17 protein-coding genes are annotated in these 17,365 nt (G+C 66.5%); 13 read left to right on the top strand and 4 right to left on the bottom strand.

Annotated elements, in window-relative coordinates; all coding sequences use genetic code 11:
- Window positions 1-9: 9 nt before the first annotated feature.
- The gene (locus RR928_RS08990) at window positions 10-834 is read right to left on the bottom strand and encodes an AraC family transcriptional regulator (RefSeq protein WP_332538448.1); all 825 of its coding nucleotides are present in this window, start codon (window positions 832-834) and stop codon (window positions 10-12) included.
- A 73-nt stretch (window positions 835-907) separates the two neighbouring features.
- Between RR928_RS08990 and RR928_RS08985 the strand changes: the two genes are divergently transcribed.
- Together RR928_RS08985 and RR928_RS08980 are read left to right on the top strand one after the other, a co-directional pair.
- Window positions 908-1,891 (top strand): bile acid:sodium symporter family protein, encoded by a 984-nt coding sequence (locus tag RR928_RS08985; RefSeq protein WP_332682244.1) that lies wholly within the window; start codon window positions 908-910, stop codon window positions 1,889-1,891.
- A gap of 4 nt (window positions 1,892-1,895) precedes the next feature.
- Window positions 1,896-2,774: a universal stress protein gene (locus RR928_RS08980; RefSeq protein WP_332682230.1), complete on the top strand. Its 879-nt coding sequence runs from the start codon at window positions 1,896-1,898 to the stop codon at window positions 2,772-2,774.
- A 98-nt stretch (window positions 2,775-2,872) separates the two neighbouring features.
- Here RR928_RS08980 and RR928_RS08975 read toward each other — a convergent pair whose 3' ends face one another.
- Window positions 2,873-3,568: a FadR/GntR family transcriptional regulator gene (locus RR928_RS08975; RefSeq protein ID WP_332538446.1), complete on the bottom strand. Its 696-nt coding sequence runs from the start codon at window positions 3,566-3,568 to the stop codon at window positions 2,873-2,875.
- Between the two features lie 184 nt (window positions 3,569-3,752).
- On the opposite strand from RR928_RS08975, the gene RR928_RS08970 reads away from it, so the two are divergent.
- The 10 genes from RR928_RS08970 (at window position 3,753) to RR928_RS08925 (ending at window position 14,014) form a co-directional block, all read left to right on the top strand.
- A complete protein-coding gene (locus tag RR928_RS08970; protein WP_332549297.1) occupies window positions 3,753-4,436 on the top strand; it encodes an amino acid ABC transporter permease in 684 nt (227 codons plus the stop codon).
- Window positions 4,437-4,449: 13 nt separating this feature from the next.
- Window positions 4,450-5,100: an amino acid ABC transporter permease gene (locus tag RR928_RS08965; protein WP_332538444.1), complete on the top strand. Its 651-nt coding sequence runs from the start codon at window positions 4,450-4,452 to the stop codon at window positions 5,098-5,100.
- The gene (locus tag RR928_RS08960) at window positions 5,084-5,812 is read left to right on the top strand and encodes an amino acid ABC transporter ATP-binding protein (protein ID WP_332549296.1); all 729 of its coding nucleotides are present in this window, start codon (window positions 5,084-5,086) and stop codon (window positions 5,810-5,812) included. Before RR928_RS08965 ends, RR928_RS08960 begins: the two co-directional genes overlap by 17 nt.
- 35 nt (window positions 5,813-5,847) lie before the next feature.
- On the top strand, window positions 5,848-6,615 hold the full coding sequence (locus RR928_RS08955) for a transporter substrate-binding domain-containing protein (RefSeq protein ID WP_332538441.1): 768 nt from the start codon (window positions 5,848-5,850) through the stop codon (window positions 6,613-6,615).
- 60 nt (window positions 6,616-6,675) lie between these two features.
- Window positions 6,676-7,686, top strand: coding sequence for a zinc-binding alcohol dehydrogenase family protein (locus RR928_RS08950; protein ID WP_332538440.1), 1,011 nt, complete (start codon window positions 6,676-6,678; stop codon window positions 7,684-7,686).
- 5 nt (window positions 7,687-7,691) lie between these two features.
- The gene (locus RR928_RS08945; protein WP_332682226.1) at window positions 7,692-8,837 is read left to right on the top strand and encodes a mannitol dehydrogenase family protein; all 1,146 of its coding nucleotides are present in this window, start codon (window positions 7,692-7,694) and stop codon (window positions 8,835-8,837) included.
- Window positions 8,838-8,884: 47 nt separating this feature from the next.
- Window positions 8,885-10,423 (top strand): UxaA family hydrolase, encoded by a 1,539-nt coding sequence (locus RR928_RS08940; protein WP_332538438.1) that lies wholly within the window; start codon window positions 8,885-8,887, stop codon window positions 10,421-10,423.
- A complete protein-coding gene (locus tag RR928_RS08935) occupies window positions 10,423-11,382 on the top strand; it encodes a sugar kinase (RefSeq protein ID WP_332549292.1) in 960 nt (319 codons plus the stop codon). Before RR928_RS08940 ends, RR928_RS08935 begins: the two co-directional genes overlap by 1 nt.
- Before the next feature lie 3 nt (window positions 11,383-11,385).
- A complete protein-coding gene (eda, locus tag RR928_RS08930) occupies window positions 11,386-12,033 on the top strand; it encodes a bifunctional 4-hydroxy-2-oxoglutarate aldolase/2-dehydro-3-deoxy-phosphogluconate aldolase (protein WP_332682223.1) in 648 nt (215 codons plus the stop codon).
- 358 nt (window positions 12,034-12,391) lie between these two features.
- Window positions 12,392-14,014 (top strand): tannase/feruloyl esterase family alpha/beta hydrolase, encoded by a 1,623-nt coding sequence (locus RR928_RS08925; protein ID WP_332538433.1) that lies wholly within the window; start codon window positions 12,392-12,394, stop codon window positions 14,012-14,014.
- 208 nt (window positions 14,015-14,222) lie between these two features.
- On the opposite strand, the gene RR928_RS08920 is transcribed toward RR928_RS08925, so the two are convergent.
- Window positions 14,223-14,648, bottom strand: a complete 426-nt coding sequence (locus RR928_RS08920) for a VOC family protein (RefSeq protein WP_332682221.1) — start codon at window positions 14,646-14,648, stop codon at window positions 14,223-14,225.
- 115 nt (window positions 14,649-14,763) lie between these two features.
- Between RR928_RS08920 and RR928_RS08915 the strand changes: the two genes are divergently transcribed.
- Entirely contained in the window at window positions 14,764-15,444 is a 681-nt protein-coding gene (locus tag RR928_RS08915) for a helix-turn-helix transcriptional regulator (protein ID WP_332538430.1), read from the top strand.
- Window positions 15,445-15,713: 269 nt separating this feature from the next.
- Here the strand turns inward: RR928_RS08915 and RR928_RS08910 are convergent, their stop codons facing one another.
- Window positions 15,714-17,363 (bottom strand): AMP-binding protein, encoded by a 1,650-nt coding sequence (locus RR928_RS08910; RefSeq protein ID WP_332682219.1) that lies wholly within the window; start codon window positions 17,361-17,363, stop codon window positions 15,714-15,716.
- Window positions 17,364-17,365: the final 2 nt, after the last annotated feature.

Raw genomic sequence — 17,365 nt, 5'->3', positions numbered from 1 at the left:
CCAGGCGGTTCACCCGTCTCGGGAGTCGCCATCCGGTGCCACGCGGTGGAAAAACTCCCCCGGCGTGGCATGAAACAGCTTGCTGAATGCGGCAATGAACGCAGACAGCGAGTCATATCCGCAGGCCAAGGCGACGTCCGTCACGCGCTCGCCGCGCTCCAGGCCCGGCAGCGCGCTGAGCAATCGCATGCGCATGTCCCAGACGCGGTAGGTCAGGCCGGTCTCGCGCAGAAAGCGGCGGCTGAGCGTCTTCTCTGAAACGCCGAAGCGCTTGCTCCATACGTCCAGATGGATTCTCTGGCTGGGCCTGGCCTGCACGCTGCGGCAGAGCTGGCGCAGCTGCGGGTCCGCAGGCATGGGCAGGATGAGGTCCTCCTCGCGGGCGCTGGCAAGCTGGTCCAGCAGAACCGTGGCCAGACGTTCATCCGCGCTGCCCGGCGCGTATTCGACCGGCAGGGTGCTGAAAGTGCGAATGAGCTCGCGCAGCAGCGGGCTGACCTCCAGAACACGGCAGCGGCTGGGCAATGCAAGGTTCTCGCTGTCGGCGATATACAGACTGCGCACGCAGGTGCGCTCGGCACACAGCACGCGGTGCATGACTCCGGCTGGAATCCATACGCCGCGCTGCGGCGGCGCGACAAAGCGGCCGGCGTCGGTGCGGACTTCGAGCACGCCCTCCACCGCATAGGCGAATTGAATCCAGGGGTGCCTATGCCGGAAGGCGAGCACGGTGTTGGGCAGCGATTCGGCATGGCCATGGACAGGCCGCGACAGCACCGTCAGGTGCGCCAATTCAGCCGAGGAAAGCGCCGCGGTTTGTCCTTTGGTCGACACTTGTTGGTCTTTCAGCGTTAGCCGGTAATTCTACGCGGCGCTACATTCCAGCCTCATCTTGAATGGGGGTCGGATCATGAGAATACTCAGAACGCTTTTTGACAACTTCACCCTGGCCTTGCTGGCCGTGATGCTCGCGGCAACGGTGCTTCCCTGCGAGGGATACGGGGCGGTGTTTTTTGAAACCCTCACGTCGCTGGCCATAGGCTTGCTGTTCTTTCTTCACGGAGCGCGGCTGTCGCCGCAGAACGTACGCAGCGGCGCAAGCCACTGGCGACTGCATGCACTGGTCTTCTTCTGCACCTTCGTGATGTTTCCGCTCATCGGCCTGGCCCTCAAGCCCATCGTCTCGCCGCTGGTGGGCCGGGAACTCTACGTGGGCCTGCTGTACCTCTGCGCGCTGCCCGCGACCGTGCAGTCGGCCATTGCCTTCACCTCGCTGGCGCGCGGGAACGTGCCTGCCGCGATCTGCAGTGCGGCCGCATCCAGCCTGCTGGGCATCTTCCTGACGCCGCTGCTGGTCTATCTGCTGGTGGGCGTCGAAGGCGCCGCTGTCGGGCTGCAGGCCGTGCTCAAGATCGTTCTGCAACTGCTCGCACCGTTCGTGCTGGGACAGATGGCGCGGCGCTGGATCGCCGGCTGGGTCGAAAGGCGCCGCGGCTGGCTCAGGTTCGTCGACCAGGGCTCGATCCTGCTGGTGGTGTACACGGCCTTCAGCGAGGCCACGGTCTTCGGGCTGTGGCATTCCGTGCCCCTGCAAAAGCTCGCGCTGCTCGGCGTGGTCTGCTGCGCATTGCTGGCCCTGGTGCTGTGGCTGACCCAGGCGCTGGCGAAGCGTTTTGGTTTTTCCATCGAGGACCGGATCACCATCCTCTTTGCCGGCTCGAAGAAAAGCATGGCCACGGGCGTTCCCATGGCGCAGATCCTCTTTTCGGGCGGCGCTGTGGGGGCCGTCATCCTGCCGCTGATGCTTTTCCATCAGATCCAGCTGATGGTCTGCGCGCTGCTCGCGCAGCGCTATGCCCGACGGGTCGGCGCCGCTCCCGTGGAGGCATGAGGTCATGGGCATGCAGCTTCAGGGCATTCTTGCGGCGGTGGATATGTCGCCGACCTCCGCCGCCGTGGTCGCGCGCGCGGCCGTGATCGCAGCCAGGCATGGCGTCGGGCTCAAGTTGATCGACGCCAGCGCGCTGTGCGCGGGCTCGCCGGCGGCGCAGCCCCTGGACTTGGCCGCACTTGCAAGGCAGGCCGCCGACCGCTTCGATGTGCGTGTTGAAATGCTCGAAGAGCGTGCCGCAAGCGTGGCCCAGATTGCCCGCGAAGCGGGGCATCAATGCCTCATCGTGTTGCCGTATGAGCGGCGCGTGCGGCTGCGCTCGCTGTGGCGCGGCTCTCTTGCGGACCAGCTTTTGCGTCTTTGCGCCAGCCCCGTGCTGGTCATCAAGAGCGCGGCAGTCGCGCAAGCGCGTTACCAGCGCGTGCTGGTCGCGGTGGACCTGACGCCCACCGCCCGCGACCTGGTGACGATCGCCGGCCAGCTGGACGACCAGAGCGCGCTGCAGATCTTCCACGCGATACGTCCCTTGCACCCCAATCCGCTGCGCAACGCGGAAGTACCCCAGCGCATCATGAAGGCCTATCTGGCACGCAGAAAGCTGGAGGCGCAGGAGCAATTGCTGGAGATTGCCAGTGCCGCCTTGAAGTGCCAGAAGCGCGTGCAGACCGTCTTTTGCGAAGGCGAGCCGGCGCGGCACGCGGCGGTACAACAGTCCCATGCAAAAGCCGGCCTGGTGGTCGTTGGCAAGCGGCGCTATTCTGCGCTGCCGGATGCGCTGTGTTGCGGCGTGGCGAAGCGAATCATGGCCTGGTGTGACGCTGACATCCTGGTCGTCCCCTTGGATCGCGCTGAGCCAAGCGGTCGATTGGCAGAAATGGCCTGACAAGACGAGCGATTTGGTCAGGCCAGTTTTTTAGCTTTCAGAAATTGGCCTGACAGTTTTGTGTGCAATCATGGCCTCGCAGGCCTGGCCACACGCTGTCAGGGCGTGACCCAGCGCTCGGCCGCCGCGCGAATGTGGGAGCGTATTGCCGCCTCCGCCGCCAGCGGATCGCGCGACTGCAGGCAGCGCAGGATCTGCTCATGCTCGTGCAAGGCGGCATTCCATACCGGCTCGCCCTCGAGCAGCGTTCGCATATGGTTTGCCAGCGGTTCGCGGCGCATGTCGAACAGCGTCCCGACCAGGCCGACCATCACCGAATTGCCCGTCATCTCGGCGATGCGCACATGGAATTCGCGGTCGTGGTCCAGCACGTCGCGGCCGGCGGCGATGTCGGCGCGCATGCTCTCCACGCTGTCCTGCACCCGTGCCAGGCCCTGCGGCGTGGCATGCACGCAGGCTTGCACGATCACCGCGCCCTCGAAGGCGGCGCGCGCATGCATCACCTCGACAGGGCTCTCGCCCATGAACGAAGGCAGACGGTTGCGCCACATGCCGCGCTGGCATACGTAGACCCCCGATCCCATGCGGATCTCCACCTGGCCTTCGATCTCCAGCGCGATCAGCGCCTCGCGCAAGGAAGGCCGGGATACGCCCAGCTGCTGCGCCAGCTCGCGCTCGGGCGGCAGACGCTGACCCTCCTTGAAGTCGCCCTGCTGTATCAGCAGGCGCACCTTGTCGGCAATCAACTGGTAGAGGCGCCGCGAGGCGTCGGTCGGCTTGAAGGATTCGTCCATTCGGAGATCAAGAGTGAGTACGGGTGCAGGGTAGCAGGCAACAGGCCTGCCACCGAGTATCGGCCTTACCAATTGCGCGCGGCTCAGGGTAAATACGGTAAGGCCAAAATCTTGCATAGGTTAAATTGGCCTGACCAGATTCCAATAACAGACAAGCGGTTGCGACCGAGCACGGATTCCCACCTTGAAATACGACTTCGACTTCAGCGCCCCGCTGGCCTATTGGCCTGACCTGCTGGCCGGCGCCTGGACCACCCTCTCCCTGTCCCTGGCCTCCACCTTCTTCGGCTTCCTGCTGGGCGTGTTCTGCGCGCTGGCCAGCACCGGACGCAGCCTGTGGCTGGCGCGGGTCGCCACCGTCTACATCGAGGTGATACGCAACACGCCGCTGCTGGTCCAGGTCTTCATCGTGTATTTCGGGCTGTCCTCGCTGGGCCTGCAGGTGGGCGCGTTCACCGCGGCCACCGTGGCCCTGGTGGTCAACGTGGGCGCCTACACCAGCGAGATCGTGCGCGCCGGCGTGGAGTCTATCCCCAAGGCCCAGCTGGAAGCCGCCGAGACCCTGGGCCTGAGCCGCTGGCAGACGCTGCGCCACGTGGTGCTGCCGCCGGCCATCGAGCGCGTGTTCCCGGCGCTCACCAGCCAGCATGTGCTGCTGATGCTGGCTTCCTCGATCTGCTCGCAGATTTCCGCCGAAGAGCTGACGGCTGTGGCCAACCGCATCCAGTCCGACACCTTCCGCTCGGTCGAGACCTATGTGCTGGTGGCCGGCGCCTATCTGCTGATGTCGCTGGTGATGCGCGCCGTGTTCTGGCTGGTGGCGATGGTCGCCTTCCCCCGCCTGCGCCGCCTCGGCACACCGCTTTGAACGGAGCAGCGCCATGGGATTCCTCAACGCCGCACATATGCAATTTCTGTTCGACGGCCTGCTGTGGACCGTCGGGCTGTCGCTGATCGCCTTTGCCGGCGGCGGCGCCCTGGGCTTTCTGGTGGCGCTGGGCGCCTCCTACGGGCCGCGCTGGTCGCGCCTACTGGTCTCGCTGTACGTCAAGCTGATCCAGGGCACGCCGCTGCTGGTGCTGCTGCCGCTGGTGTATTTCGGCCTGCCGTCGCTGGGCTTCAATATCGCGCCGCTGGCCGCGGCCGGCATCGCGCTGTCGGTCTATGTGTCGGCCTATCTGGGCGAGATCTGGCGCGGCTGCCTGGCCTCGGTGCCGCGCACCCAGTCCGAAGCCGCCGAATGCCTGGCGCTGCGCTGGCACCAGCGCGTGCTGCACGTGCTGCTGCCGCAGGCCATCAAGATCGCCACGCCGCCCACCGTGGGCTTCATGGTGCAGATCGTGAAGAACACTTCGCTGGCCTCGGCCATCGGCTTCGTCGAACTGGCCCGCGCGGGCCAGATCATCAACAACTCCACTTTCGAGCCCTTCGTCATCTTCATGATCGTCGCGGCCCTGTACTTCGCCCTGTGTTATCCGCTGTCGGTGCTGAGCCGCCGCCTGGAGAGGAGCTTCCATGTCGCAAATCGTTGAGGTCAAAAACATCTCCAAGTGCTTCGGCAGCACGCGGGTGCTGGAGGACGTGTCCTTCACCGTCAAGAAAGGCTCGGTGGTGGCCATCATCGGCCAGAGCGGCTCGGGCAAGAGCACCGCGCTGCGCTGCATAGACCGGCTGGAAACCGTGGACCAGGGCCATATCCGCGTCTGCGGCCACGAGGTGACCGCGCCCGGCCTGGACCTGCACCAGCTGCGCCGCGACGTGGGCATCGTGTTCCAGAGCTACAACCTGTTTCCCCACCTCACGGTGGAGGAAAACATCATGCTCGCGCCGCGGCTGGTGCAAAAGGTCAAGAAAGCCGAGGCGCGCGAGCGCGCCCAACAGGTGCTGGCCCAGGTGGGCCTGGCCGAAAAGGCCGGCAACTATCCATCGCAGCTCTCGGGCGGCCAGCAGCAGCGCGTGGCGATTGCGCGCTCGCTGGCCATGCAGCCCCAGCTGATGCTGTTTGACGAAGTCACCTCCGCGCTCGACCCCCAGCTCACCGGCGAGGTGCTGCGCGTGATGGAGAAACTCGCCGCCGACGGCATGACCATGATTCTGGTCACCCATGAGATGGCCTTTGCACGCAAGGTCGCGCACGAGGTGATCTTCATGCACAAGGGCCGTGTCTGGGAGCACGGCCCGGCCTCCATCCTCGACAACCCCGAAACCACCGAGCTGCGCGACTTCGTCGGCAACGGCCTCTGATTCCCGCCCCCCGTTCCACCACAAAGGAGACAACCATGAAAAAAACGACGCTGAGATTCGCCACCGTGGCCGCCGCCGCCGTCCTGCTGCTGGGCACGGGCGCTGCCCGCGCCGACCTGCTCAAGGACATACGCGAAGCCAAGAAGATCCGCATCGCGCTGGACACGGGATCGCCGCCCTACGGCTTCGTCAACGAAGCCATGAAGCCCGTGGGCTCCGACGTGGAGACCGCCCAGATGCTGGCCCAGGACCTGGGCGTGGCGCTGGAGATCGTGCAGACCACCAGCCCCAACCGCATTCCCTTCCTGCAGACCGGCAAGGCCGACATCGTTGTGGCCTCGCTGTCGGTGACGCCCGAGCGCGAGAAGGTGATTGACTTCTCCACGCCCTACGCCCAGATCCTGGCCGTGGTGGCCGGCCCCAAGGACCTGGCCATCAATGGCTTTGACGACCTCAAAGGCAAGCGCGTGGCCACCACCCGCGGCTCGAACAACGACAAGGTGGTGACGACCGGCGCCAAGGATGCACAGATCGTGCGCTTCGACGACGACGCCACCCTGGTCACCGCCGCCGTCAGCGGCCAGGCCAGCATCATCGCCACCTCGCCGGCCATCGTCAGCACCGTGCTGCAGAAGGCCCCGCAAAAGGACATGGTCACCAAGTTCACCATGTCCACCGTGCCGCTGGGCATAGGCCTGCGCAAGAACGAGCCCGAGCTCAAGGCCTGGATCAACGACTGGGTCACCAAGAACACCGCCAACGGCAAGCTGGTCGCCATCTACAAGAAGTACCACGGCTCCTGAAGCCAGCCTGCGCATCCCCGCCGGCTCGCCGGCCCCACTCCCAAGCCCCCTGGAACCACCATGCTGACCGTCATCTGTGAAACCCCTGGCAATCTGCGCGCCGAGCAACGTGAGCGCCCCCTTCGCGGCGAAGGCGAAGTGCTGCTGCGCGTCAAGCGCGTGGGGGTGTGCGGCACCGACCTGCACATCTTCACCGGCAACCAGCCCTTTTTGCAGTATCCCCGGGTCATGGGCCACGAGCTGTCGGGCGTGATCGAAGAGGCTGTGCCCGGCGGCCGGCTGCAGGTGGGCGATGTCTGCTACGTCATGCCCTATCTGTCGTGCGGCACCTGCGTGGCCTGCCGGCAGGGCAAGACCAACTGCTGCGTCAACATCCAGGTGCTGGGCGTGCACCGCGACGGCGCCTTCACCGAGTACCTGTCGCTGCCCGAAGCCTTTGTGCACAAGGTCGAGGGCGTGACGCTGGACCAGGCCGCCATGGTCGAGTTCCTGGCGATCGGCGCGCACGGCGTGCGCCGCGGCGACGTGAAGCCCGGCCAGCGCGTGCTGGTGGTCGGCGCCGGCCCCATAGGCATGGCGGCGATGATCTTCGCCAAGGCGCGCGGCGCCACCGTCACCGCCATTGACGGCCGCCAGGACCGCGTCGATTTCTGCCAGCGCGAGCTGGGCGTGACCCATGCCGTCACGCTGGGCGAAGGCGACAGCGACCAGCTGGCCGCCGTGACCGACGGCGAATTCTTCGACGTGGTGTTTGACGCCACCGGCAACGCCAAGGCCATAGAGCGCGGCTTCGGCTTTGTCGCCCATGGCGGCACCTATGTGCTGATCTCGGTGGTGCGCGACACCATCAGCTTCTCCGACCCCGAGTTCCACAAGCGCGAGACCACGCTGGTGGGCAGCCGCAACGCCACCACCGAGGATTTCGAGACCGTGATTGCCGCCATGCGCGACGGCCTGGTGCCCACGGCCGCACTCAACACCCACCGCATGGCGCTGGCCGACGTGCCGAGCGACTTCGCCCAGCTGCTCGACCCGGCGCGCGGCGTGGTCAAGGCCATTGTCGAGGTCTGAAGAACATGGCGCAGGCGATTCTCCAGTTCGGCACCAGCCGCTTTCTGCAGGCCCATGTGGACCTGTTCGTGCACGAGGCCCTGGCCGGCGTTGCCGGTGCCGGTGAGGCGCTCGGCGGCATCACGGTGGTGCAGACCACAGACCGCGCCGACGGCGCGGCGCGCATTGCAGCGCTGGCCGCCGGCGGCGGCTATCCGGTGCGCATCCGCGGCCTCGCGGGCGGCGAGCGCATAGACCGCACCGTCATGTGCACCGCCGTGCGCGAAGCCTGGCAGGCCGGCGCCCAGTGGCCCGCGCTGCGCGCTGCGGTGGCCGGCGAGGTGCAGGTCATTGTCTCCAACACCGCCGACAAGGGCTATCTGCTGGACGAACGCGACGGCCCGGCTGCGCTGCTTGCCGCCAGCGCGGCACCGCACAGTTTTCCGGCCAAGCTGCTGGTGCTGCTGCACGGCCGCTGGCAGCGCGCGCCCCAGGCAGCGCTGACGCTGCTGCCCTGCGAGCTGATAGAGCGCAACGGCGAAGTGCTGCGCGACGTGGTCGCCGGCCTGGCGCGCGACTGGCGGATGCCACAGGATTTCACGGACTGGCTGACGCAGCACTGCGTCTGGGCCAACTCGCTGGTCGACCGCATTGTGTCCGAGGCCATAGAGCCCGTGGGCGCGGTGGCCGAGCCCTACGCGGTATGGGTGGTGGAGCGCCAGGCGCGGCTGGTCATGCCCTGCACCCATCCCTCGATCGTGCTCACCGACGACCTGGACTTCTACGAGCGCCTCAAGCTGTTCCTGCTCAACGCCGGCCACACCTGGCTGGCCGAGCGCTGGCTGAGCCAAGGTCTGCCCGCGGGCCTGACGGTGGGCGCGGCCATGGCCGACGCCGAGCTGCGTGCCGGCCTGGAAGACCTGTGGGCCCATGAGATCCTGCCGGTGTTCGACACCCTCGGACCCGCGGCGCGCGAGCAGGCCCAGGCCTATCTGGTGGATGTGCGCGAGCGCTTTTCCAACCCCTTTCTTGACCACCGCATCGCCGACATCGCGCAAAACCATGCGCAAAAGAAGCAGCGCCGCCTGGGCCCCATCGTGGCGCTGGCGGCAGAACGCGCCCCGCAGCTGGCCCAGCCCGGCCTGAAGGCGGCGCTGGCCTCTTCCTACTGACCGTGTTTCACCTTGTTTGACCTGATCCGCCCTCCACAGCCCCGACGATGAAGCCCGAAAATTCCTCCCCGCCCCAGGCCATACAGCTGGCCGCGGCCGACAATGTCGCCGTGGCGCGCCAGGACCTGGCACCCGGCAGCACCGTGCTACTGAATGGCCGCGCCATCACCGTGACCGAACCCATTGCCTCGGGCCACAAGCTGGCCCTGGCGGCCATTGCGCGCGGCGCGGCAGTGCTCAAGTACGGCCAGGGCATAGGCGTTGCCACTGCCGACATCGCCGCCGGCCAGCATGTGCACGTGCACAACGTGGGCATGGCCGAGTCCAGCCACGCGCATGCCGCCGGCGCCGGCTACCGGCCCACGGCGCCGGCGGAAACGCCGCTGAGCTTCGAAGGCTATGTGCGCGACGACGGGCGCGTGGCCACGCGCAACTACCTGGGCGTGATCTCCAGCGTCAATTGCTCGGCCACGGTCTGCCGGCACATTGCCGAGGCGTTCAAGGGCGAAGCCCTGGCCGCCTTCCCCCATGTCGACGGCGTGGTCGCCATCACCCATGGCAGCGGCTGCGGCATGGGCGGCAACGGCGAGGGGCTGGAGCTGCTGCAGCGCACGCTGCGCGGCTATGCCAACCACCCCAATTTCGCCGGCGTGCTGGTGATAGGCCTGGGCTGCGAAGTCAACCAGATCGCCCCGCTGGTCGAGACGCTGCAGGCGCGTGCGCCCGGCATGTTTGCCGCGCTGACCATCCAGGACGAGGGCGGCACGCGCGAGGCCATTGCCCACGGCAAGCAGCTGATAGGCGAGATGCTGCAACAGGCCAACCAGGCGCGGCGCCAGACGGTGCCGCTGTCGCACCTGGCCGTGGGCCTGCAATGCGGCGGCTCGGACGGCTACTCGGGCATCACCGCCAACCCGGCCTTGGGCGCGGCCGTGGACCTGCTGGTCCGGCACGGCGGCACCGCCATCCTGTCCGAGACACCCGAGATCTACGGCGCCGAACACCTGCTGACCCACCGCGCGGCCACGCCTGCCGTGGCCGACAAGCTGCTCAAGCGGCTGTCGTGGTGGGAAGACTACGCGGCCCTGCACGGCGGCGATCTCAACAACAACCCCTCGCCCGGCAACAAGGCCGGCGGCATCACCACCATACTGGAGAAATCCCTGGGCGCGGTCGCCAAGGCCGGCAGCAGCGGACTGATGGAGGTGCTGGAGTACGCCGAGCCGGTGCGCGCGCACGGCCTGGTGTTCATGGACACCCCGGGCTACGACCCGGTCTCGGCCACCGGCCAGGTGGCGGGCGGCGCCAACCTGATCTGCTTTACCACCGGGCGCGGCTCGACCTACGGCTGCAAGCCCACGCCCTCGCTCAAGCTGGCAACCAACACGCCGATGTTCGAGCGCATGCGCCTGGACATGGACTTCGACTGCGGCGGCATTGTCGATGGCCGGCAGACCATAGAGCAAGCCGGGGCAGCCCTGCTGCGGCTGATGATCGCCACCGCCTCGGGCCAGGCCAGCAAGAGCGAGGAAAACGGTCTGGGCGACAATGAATTTCTACCCTGGCAACTTGGAGCGGTGATGTGATGGCAAGCCCCAACGACAAACTCCTGGACGTGCTCACCGTGGGCGAGCCCATGGCGCTGTTCATGGCCGCCGAGCCCGGCGAGCTGCACGCCGTGCATGACTTTCGCCGCGCTGCGGCCGGCGCCGAGCTGAACGTGGCCACCGGCCTGGCGCGCCTGGGCCTGCGCACCGGCTACATCACCCGCCTGGGCGATGACTCCTTCGGGCGCTTCCTGTCCAACGAACTGGCGCGCGAAGGCATAGACCGCGGCCTGGCGCGCGTCGACGCCAGCCGGCCCACCGGCTTCATGCTCAAGACCCGGGCGGCCGACGGCAGCGATCCACAGATCGAATACTTCCGCAAAGGCTCGGCGGCCAGCGCCCTGGGCCTGGCCGACGCCCCCGAAGGCGTCTTTCCCGCGCGCCACCTGCACCTGACCGGCATCACGCCCGCGCTCTCGCCCAGCGCGCTGGAGCTGGTCTTGCATCTGGCGCGCCAGGCCCGTGCGGCCGGTGCCAGCATTTCTTTCGACCCGAATCTGCGGCCCCGCCTGTGGCCAAGCGCCCAAGCCATGGCGCAAACCATCAACGCCCTGGCGGCGCTGGCCGACATCGTCCTGCCCGGCCTGTCCGAAGGCACGCAGCTCACGGGTCACACCACGCCCGAAGCGATTGCCGACTTCTACCTGGAGCGCGGCGCGCGCCAGGTCGTGGTCAAACTCGGTCCCGAGGGCGCTTTCTACCGGCAAAAGGACGGCGCCAGCGGCATCGCCCCCGGCGTTGCGGTCGAGCGCGTGGTCGACACCGTGGGCGCGGGCGACGGCTTTGCCGTCGGCGTGGTCAGCGGCCTGCTCGAAGGCCTGGACTTGGCGGCCGCGGCCGCGCGCGGCAATGCCATTGGCGCGCGGGTGGTCGGCTTTCCCGGCGACTCCGACGGGCTGCCGACCCGGGCGCAACTCCACCTTGCTTTGACTGCCTGACCGATGACGAACATTTCTACCCCGCCACTCAGCGCCGACGCCGTGATGCGCGACGCGCCCGTGATTCCCGTGATCGTGCTGAACGACGTGCGGCAGGCCGTGCCACTGGCGCGCGCCCTGATCGCCGGCGGAATTCGCATGCTGGAAGTCACCTTGCGCACTAGCCAGGCGCTGGCCTGCATAGAAGCCATCGCCAGGGAAGTGCCCGACGCCGTGGTCGGTGCCGGAACCGTGCGCAGCGCCGCCGACGCCGTCGCCGCCCGTCACGCCGGCGCGCGCTTTGCGGTCAGCCCAGGATTCACCCCCGCCCTGGGGCGCCAATGCCGCGAGCTGGATCTGCCGCTGCTGCCCGGCGTGGCCACCGGCAGCGAAATCATGCTCGCGCAGGAAGAAGGCTTCAAGGCGCTGAAGTTCTTCCCCGCGGTCCAGGCGGGAGGCCTTGCCATGCTCAAGGCCTGGCAAGGTCCGTTCGGCGACGTAGTCTTCTGCCCCACGGGCGGCATTCATGCCGGAAACGCCCACGAATTCCTGGCACTGCCCAATGTCGCCTGCGTGGGCGGATCGTGGCTGGTGCCGGCGGATGCCTTGGCGCGCGGCGATTGGGATGCCATCACGTCGCTGGCGCGCGCTGCGTGTGAGTTGAGGCGTTAGAACCCAAGCGGCCAGAGGACCCGCTGTACAAGCGCAGCGCAATCCCTATCGGCATGGCCGATGGGGATCCATGGCTGGCGCGCACGATAAAAAAGCATCGGCATTGCTGCGGTTTGCTCCGGCTGAAGTGTTTGATGGCCTGCATGACGGTGGCAGCCTGCATCGACAGTCTCGCGAATGCCGGCGCAGCACGCGCACCACCTGCCCAAATGCCCAATGGCCTCGGACACATAGAAGCGATCGGGCATCGACCCGCGCGTTCGCTCTCCATAAAGTGCATGCCATAACGGCCACATTCGCCGTTTGGCCGGACAGCCAGATGAGCTTGTCCGTTTTCATGCATGACAAAGGAGACAACGTGGATTCACACACGACCTTGACACCTTCGCAGCGTTCCCGCGCGCACGGCAGTGACTCCGGCAGCGCGCGCGCAAGACCTGCGATGCTTTCGGCCAGTGCACTTGCCATGTGCCTGCTGCTTGCTGCATGCGGAGGCAGCGGCGGCAATGCAGGCAATGCAGATCTCACGGCCGAACAACAGTGCCAGGCACTCAAAGGCCAGAAGTATGGTGAAGCAACCATCTCCGACGCCACGTTTTCGCTGGCAACGGCGTCTATACCCGAGAACTGCCTGGTCGTCGGCCAACTGCCCAAGGCGCTCACATTCAACATGCGATTGCCCACGCAATGGAATCAACGCATCGTCTTCACCGGCGGCGGCGGCTTCGATGGCGTGATCACCGACCCTTCCACGGACCCCAACGTCAGCCCCAACCTGGTGAAGAACGGCTATGTCACCATCGTGTCGAACCACGGCCATGACAGTGGAGGCGCGAGCCCGTTTGCGGCTGCGTCTTGGGCGCTTGATGAAGTGATGTTTGCCGACTACGCCACCGAGTCCGTGCCGCGTGTGCTCGCGTCGGCACGGCTTATATTGAAGACGCGCTATGGCGCGACCGTGGATGCGAGCAAGGCGGTGTTCGAAGGCTGCTCCGGCGGTGGTCGGCGCGCACTGATGCAGGCGCAGCGCCATCCCGAGCTGTTCGACGGAATTGTCGCGCGTGCGCCGGCAAACGCGTACAACCCGCAGTTTCTCTGGTACCAGAAGATCCACAAGCAGCTGTCCCGGCCGGGAGCAGCGTTGAGCGCCGCCAAGATAAAGACCATCTCCAACGCCGCCTATGCCAAATGCGATGCCATGGATGGGCTCGCGGACCGCATCATCGGCAGACCCGATGCCTGCCAGTTTGACCCGGTAGAGTTGCAATGCACCGGAGCGGAAAGCGACAGCTGCCTGACGCCGGTACAGGTCGAGTCGGCACGCGCTTTCTATGCGCCGACCAGCATCGCCGGTGGACGCTACACCTGGCCGGGCTTTCCAGTCGGCGGCGAAGAGGGTTCTTTCTTCACCGGGAGCGACTGGGGCGGCGCGTCGTCAAAGGGACTGATGGAGGGCTATCTGAAGTACATGGTCGCACGGGACCCATCGATAGACCCGTTGCAACTGAAGCCCGAAGAGCATACGGCGAGGATAGACGAGCTGGTGCGCATTCTCGACGCCACCGATCCCGATCTGACGCAATTCAAGCAGCGCGGGGACAAGATGATTCTCTGGACGGGCCAGTCGGATTGGCTGATCACGGCGAACAACGCCACGGAGTACTACGGCAAGGTGGTCGAGAAGATGGGCGGCCAGGCCGCGACCGACGAATTCCTGGAGTACTACACCGCGCCGGGAGTGGGCCACTGCGCCCTCGGCAATGGCGCCGACAGTGTCGACCTGGTCGGGCCGGTATTCGAGTGGCTGGAAAAAGGCACGCCTCCAAGAAGCACCGCGATCACCGCGTCGACGCGCTATCTGCCCCCAGGCCAGGTGGCAAAGAACCGCCCGCTTTGCCGCTACCCGCAATATCCGCACTATGTGGGCGGGGACCCCAACGCTGCGGCGAGCTTCGTGTGCACGCAAGCGGATAACAAGTAACGCTTGCTTGCGGCGCTCAACGGCCGGCACACGCATCATGGGCACGCCCCCCCTTGTGCTGCTTGAGCAGCCCAGGCGCGGACTGGCGAGCACAAGCTGGCATTTGTGGCACTCATTGGATTAGGCTGGGGCGTGGAAATATTGGCGCCCATGCCTACCCATAATTTGTCATGGCGCATTGAAACCAGCTCACAAGGCCGGACTAACCTCAGGCGGCAGCGTAGGCAACGCGTACATCCAGCACCCAGACCACGCCAAACCGGTCCTTGAGCATGCCGTACAGGGGCGACCAATGCGCGGGGGCCAGCGCATGCACGATGGTCGCGCCTGCCGAGAGTTGGTTCCAGAGATCTGCAATCTCCGCAGCGGTCTCGCCGCGCAGCGAGACGAAGTAGGCGTTCACGCCTGGCTGCCACGGGGTGCCCACGGCAACGTCATAGGCCATGATCCTGAAACCATTGTCCGACTCCACTTGGCCATAGGCGATGTGATGCGCGTCGGCTGGATGGCGGGCGCTTGCGGCTTGCTGGTAGGTGACCAGCATGGCCTGGCCTCCAAACACCGATTGGTAGAAATTCAGGGCCTGGCGGGCCTGGCCCTGGAAGTTGAGGTGGGCGGTGGCAATGACGGACATGGCGTTTTCTCGCGTTGGAAGCAGGATGGACTTTGGCTGGCAGATCGAAACGGGTTGCAGCGATGTGCCAGGTGGTACTCTAGCCACCCCTCCTGTCAATTACTGTCAGTTGAAAATGCCCCGACCCGACCGTCTGTTTCGCCTGCTACAGGCATTGCGCACCCTCCCCGCTCCCGTCACCGCCCAGCGGCTGGCGCAGGAAACGGGCGTATCGGTGCGATCCATCTACCGAGATGTCGGCAGCCTGCGCGCGGCCGGTGCCGAAATCGGCGGCGAGCGTGGCTATGGCTACTGCCTGATCGAGGACGGAACGCTGCCGCCGCAGGTATTCAACCGGCTGGAGCTCGAAGCACTCGTGCTTGGCTTGACCGAGGTAAGCCATATGGGTGATCCTGCCCTGGCCCAGGCCGCCGCCGACGCTCTGGCCAAAGTCGCCGCCACCTTGCCTTCAGCAAGCCAGCAGCAGTTGCTGCACGCGGTATCGCAAGTCCATCGTTTGAACGACCGCTATCCGTGCCTGCCGCACATGCCATTCTTGCGCGAGGCTTGCTGGCGTGAAGAAGCTTTGTTGATCGATTACACGGATCTGCAGGGCCAGGAAACGCAGCGCACCATCTGGCCGCTGGCCATCGTCTATCTGGACCATATGCTGGTCGTGCTGGCCTGGTGCTGCCTGCGCCAGGGCTTTCGCAAATTTGCCGCCGCGCGCATCACCGCCGTCGAGAACACCCGAAGCAGTTTTCGTCCGCGGCGCGTGGCGTTGCTGCGCGAGTATCTGGGCCAGCTGAAAAAGTGACGTTGTAGGTTGCCGGGGAACTGGCAGGCCGCGGCATCACTGCCAACACCGCGGCAGCAGGACTGCCCGGGCACATGGACCCGATGGGGGCCGGCTTGCTGCGAGCGCACAGAAAGAGGCTCAATGGAAGCAGCGGCACGCAGGCTGGCGTCGCACACCCGCGCAAGGACGCCGCGCCGGCGCCGGCCTGCCAGCAGTTGGGCCGCCACAGGCCCGTCGGTGGGCCGGCCCCCGGCCCACCGCCAGCGCCTGCCGGCGCTGCACCGGGCTCAGGCCGGGGCCGCCAGGCGGGTGATGGCTTCGCGGCTGCCCGCCTCCTGGCGCAGCCGGAACTTCTGGATCTTGCCGGTCGCGGTCTTGGGCAGCTCGTTGAAGATCACGCGGCGCGGGCACTTGAAATGCGCCAGGCGCTGGCGGCAAAACGCAATGATCTCTTCCTCGGAGGGCGCAGCCACGCCCTGGCGCAGCTCGATGAAGACGCAGGGCACCTCCCCCCATTTCTCGTCGGGCTGGGCGACCACCGCCGCATGCAGCACCGCGGGATGCGCATGGACCACATCCTCCACCTCGACGGAGGAAATGTTCTCGCCGCCGGAGATGATCACGTCCTTGGAACGGTCGGTGATCTGGATATAGCCGTTGTCATGCATCACCGCCACATCGCCGGTGCGGAACCAGCCATCGGCCAGGGCCTTGCGGGTGGCCGCTTCGTTCTTGAAGTAGCCCATCATCACCGTGTTGCCGCGCAGCATCAGTTTGCCCGTCGTCTTTCCGTCCTGGGGCACGGGCGCCAGCGTCTGGGCATCGCCGACCATCAGCCCTTCGAACATCGCGGCGCGCGCGCCCTGGCACACACGCAGTTTGCCCTGTACATCGCCCGGCAGCTCGCTCCAGCCGTCCTGCCACACGCAGCTCACGGGCGTGCCCGAGACCTCCGTGATGCCGAAAACATGTTCCACATCAAAGCCCATGGCCAGCACCGACTCCAGCACCGCCAGGGGCGGCGGCGAACCCGCCGTCAGCACGCGCACCGGGCGCTCGAGCTTGCGGCTGCGCGTGTCCGCCAGCATGGCCATCACAATCGGCGCGGCGCACAGATGGTCCACCTGGTGCTGGTCTATGGCGTCGAGCACGTTGTCGGCCGACACCCGGCGCAGGCAGACATGGGTGCCGGCGGCGGCCGTGATGCCCCAGGTGAAGCACCAGCCGTTGGCATGGAACATGGGCAGCGTCCACAGATAACGCGGCGCGCGCGGCATGGCCCAGTTGGTGATCTGCAGCTGGCTCATCAGGTAGGTGCCGCGATGGCTGGCGACCACCCCTTTGGGGTCGCCGGTCGTGCCCGAGGTGTAGTTCAGCGCGATCGGCTGCCATTCGTCCTCGGGCCAGACGCCCGGGAAGGCGGGGTCGCCCTCGGCCAGAAGGCTCTCGTAGTCCGTCTGCCCGATGGCCTGGCCTTCGGGCGCCAGATGGTCGTTGATGTCGATGACCGCCGGCGGATTGTCCAGCATGGCCAGCGCCGCGCCCGCCACCGCCGCATACTCGCGGTCGACCAGCAGCAGCTTGCATTCCCCGTGGCGCAGGATGAAGGCAATGCCTTCGGCATCGAGGCGGTGGTTGATGGCGGTGAGCACCGCGCCCGACAGGGGCACGCCGAAATGCGCCTCCAGCATGGCCGGGGTGTTGGGCGCCAGCACCGACACCGTGTCGCCGACCCGGATGCCGCGGGACACCAGGGCCGAGGCCAGGCGGTAGCAGCGCTCGCGCGTCTGCTTCCAGGTCTGGGTGTGGCTGCCATGGATCACGGCCAGGCGATGGGGCTGTACCAGGGCGGCGCGGTCCAGAAAACCCAGCGGCGTCAAGGGCAGGTGGTTGGCGTCGCAACGCTCCAATCCTTTGGAATACGAATCTGCACTCATTT

The organism is Comamonas sp. (genome assembly GCF_036666375.1).
Taxonomy (GTDB): domain Bacteria; phylum Pseudomonadota; class Gammaproteobacteria; order Burkholderiales; family Burkholderiaceae_C; genus Comamonas.
The sequence above is the reverse complement of the archived record's forward strand: the minus strand, read 5'-3'. Positions and strand labels throughout refer to the sequence as shown.

Bases quoted from the DNA above. Each gene is read 5' to 3' on its own strand.
- RR928_RS08980 (WP_332682230.1), top strand. From the start codon at position 1,896: ATGGGCATGCAGCTTCAGGGCATTCTTGCGGCGGTGGATATGTCGCCG.
- RR928_RS08975 (WP_332538446.1), bottom strand. From the start codon at position 3,568: ATGGACGAATCCTTCAAGCCGACCGACGCCTCGCGGCGCCTCTACCAG.
- RR928_RS08965 (WP_332538444.1), top strand. From the start codon at position 4,450: ATGGGATTCCTCAACGCCGCACATATGCAATTTCTGTTCGACGGCCTG.
- RR928_RS08960 (WP_332549296.1), top strand. From the start codon at position 5,084: ATGTCGCAAATCGTTGAGGTCAAAAACATCTCCAAGTGCTTCGGCAGC.
- RR928_RS08955 (WP_332538441.1), top strand. From the start codon at position 5,848: ATGAAAAAAACGACGCTGAGATTCGCCACCGTGGCCGCCGCCGCCGTC.
- RR928_RS08950 (WP_332538440.1), top strand. From the start codon at position 6,676: ATGCTGACCGTCATCTGTGAAACCCCTGGCAATCTGCGCGCCGAGCAA.
- RR928_RS08945 (WP_332682226.1), top strand. From the start codon at position 7,692: ATGGCGCAGGCGATTCTCCAGTTCGGCACCAGCCGCTTTCTGCAGGCC.
- RR928_RS08940 (WP_332538438.1), top strand. From the start codon at position 8,885: ATGAAGCCCGAAAATTCCTCCCCGCCCCAGGCCATACAGCTGGCCGCG.
- RR928_RS08935 (WP_332549292.1), top strand. From the start codon at position 10,423: ATGGCAAGCCCCAACGACAAACTCCTGGACGTGCTCACCGTGGGCGAG.
- eda (WP_332682223.1), top strand. From the start codon at position 11,386: ATGACGAACATTTCTACCCCGCCACTCAGCGCCGACGCCGTGATGCGC.
- RR928_RS08920 (WP_332682221.1), bottom strand. From the start codon at position 14,648: ATGTCCGTCATTGCCACCGCCCACCTCAACTTCCAGGGCCAGGCCCGC.
- RR928_RS08915 (WP_332538430.1), top strand. From the start codon at position 14,764: ATGCCCCGACCCGACCGTCTGTTTCGCCTGCTACAGGCATTGCGCACC.
- RR928_RS08910 (WP_332682219.1), bottom strand. From the start codon at position 17,363: ATGAGTGCAGATTCGTATTCCAAAGGATTGGAGCGTTGCGACGCCAAC.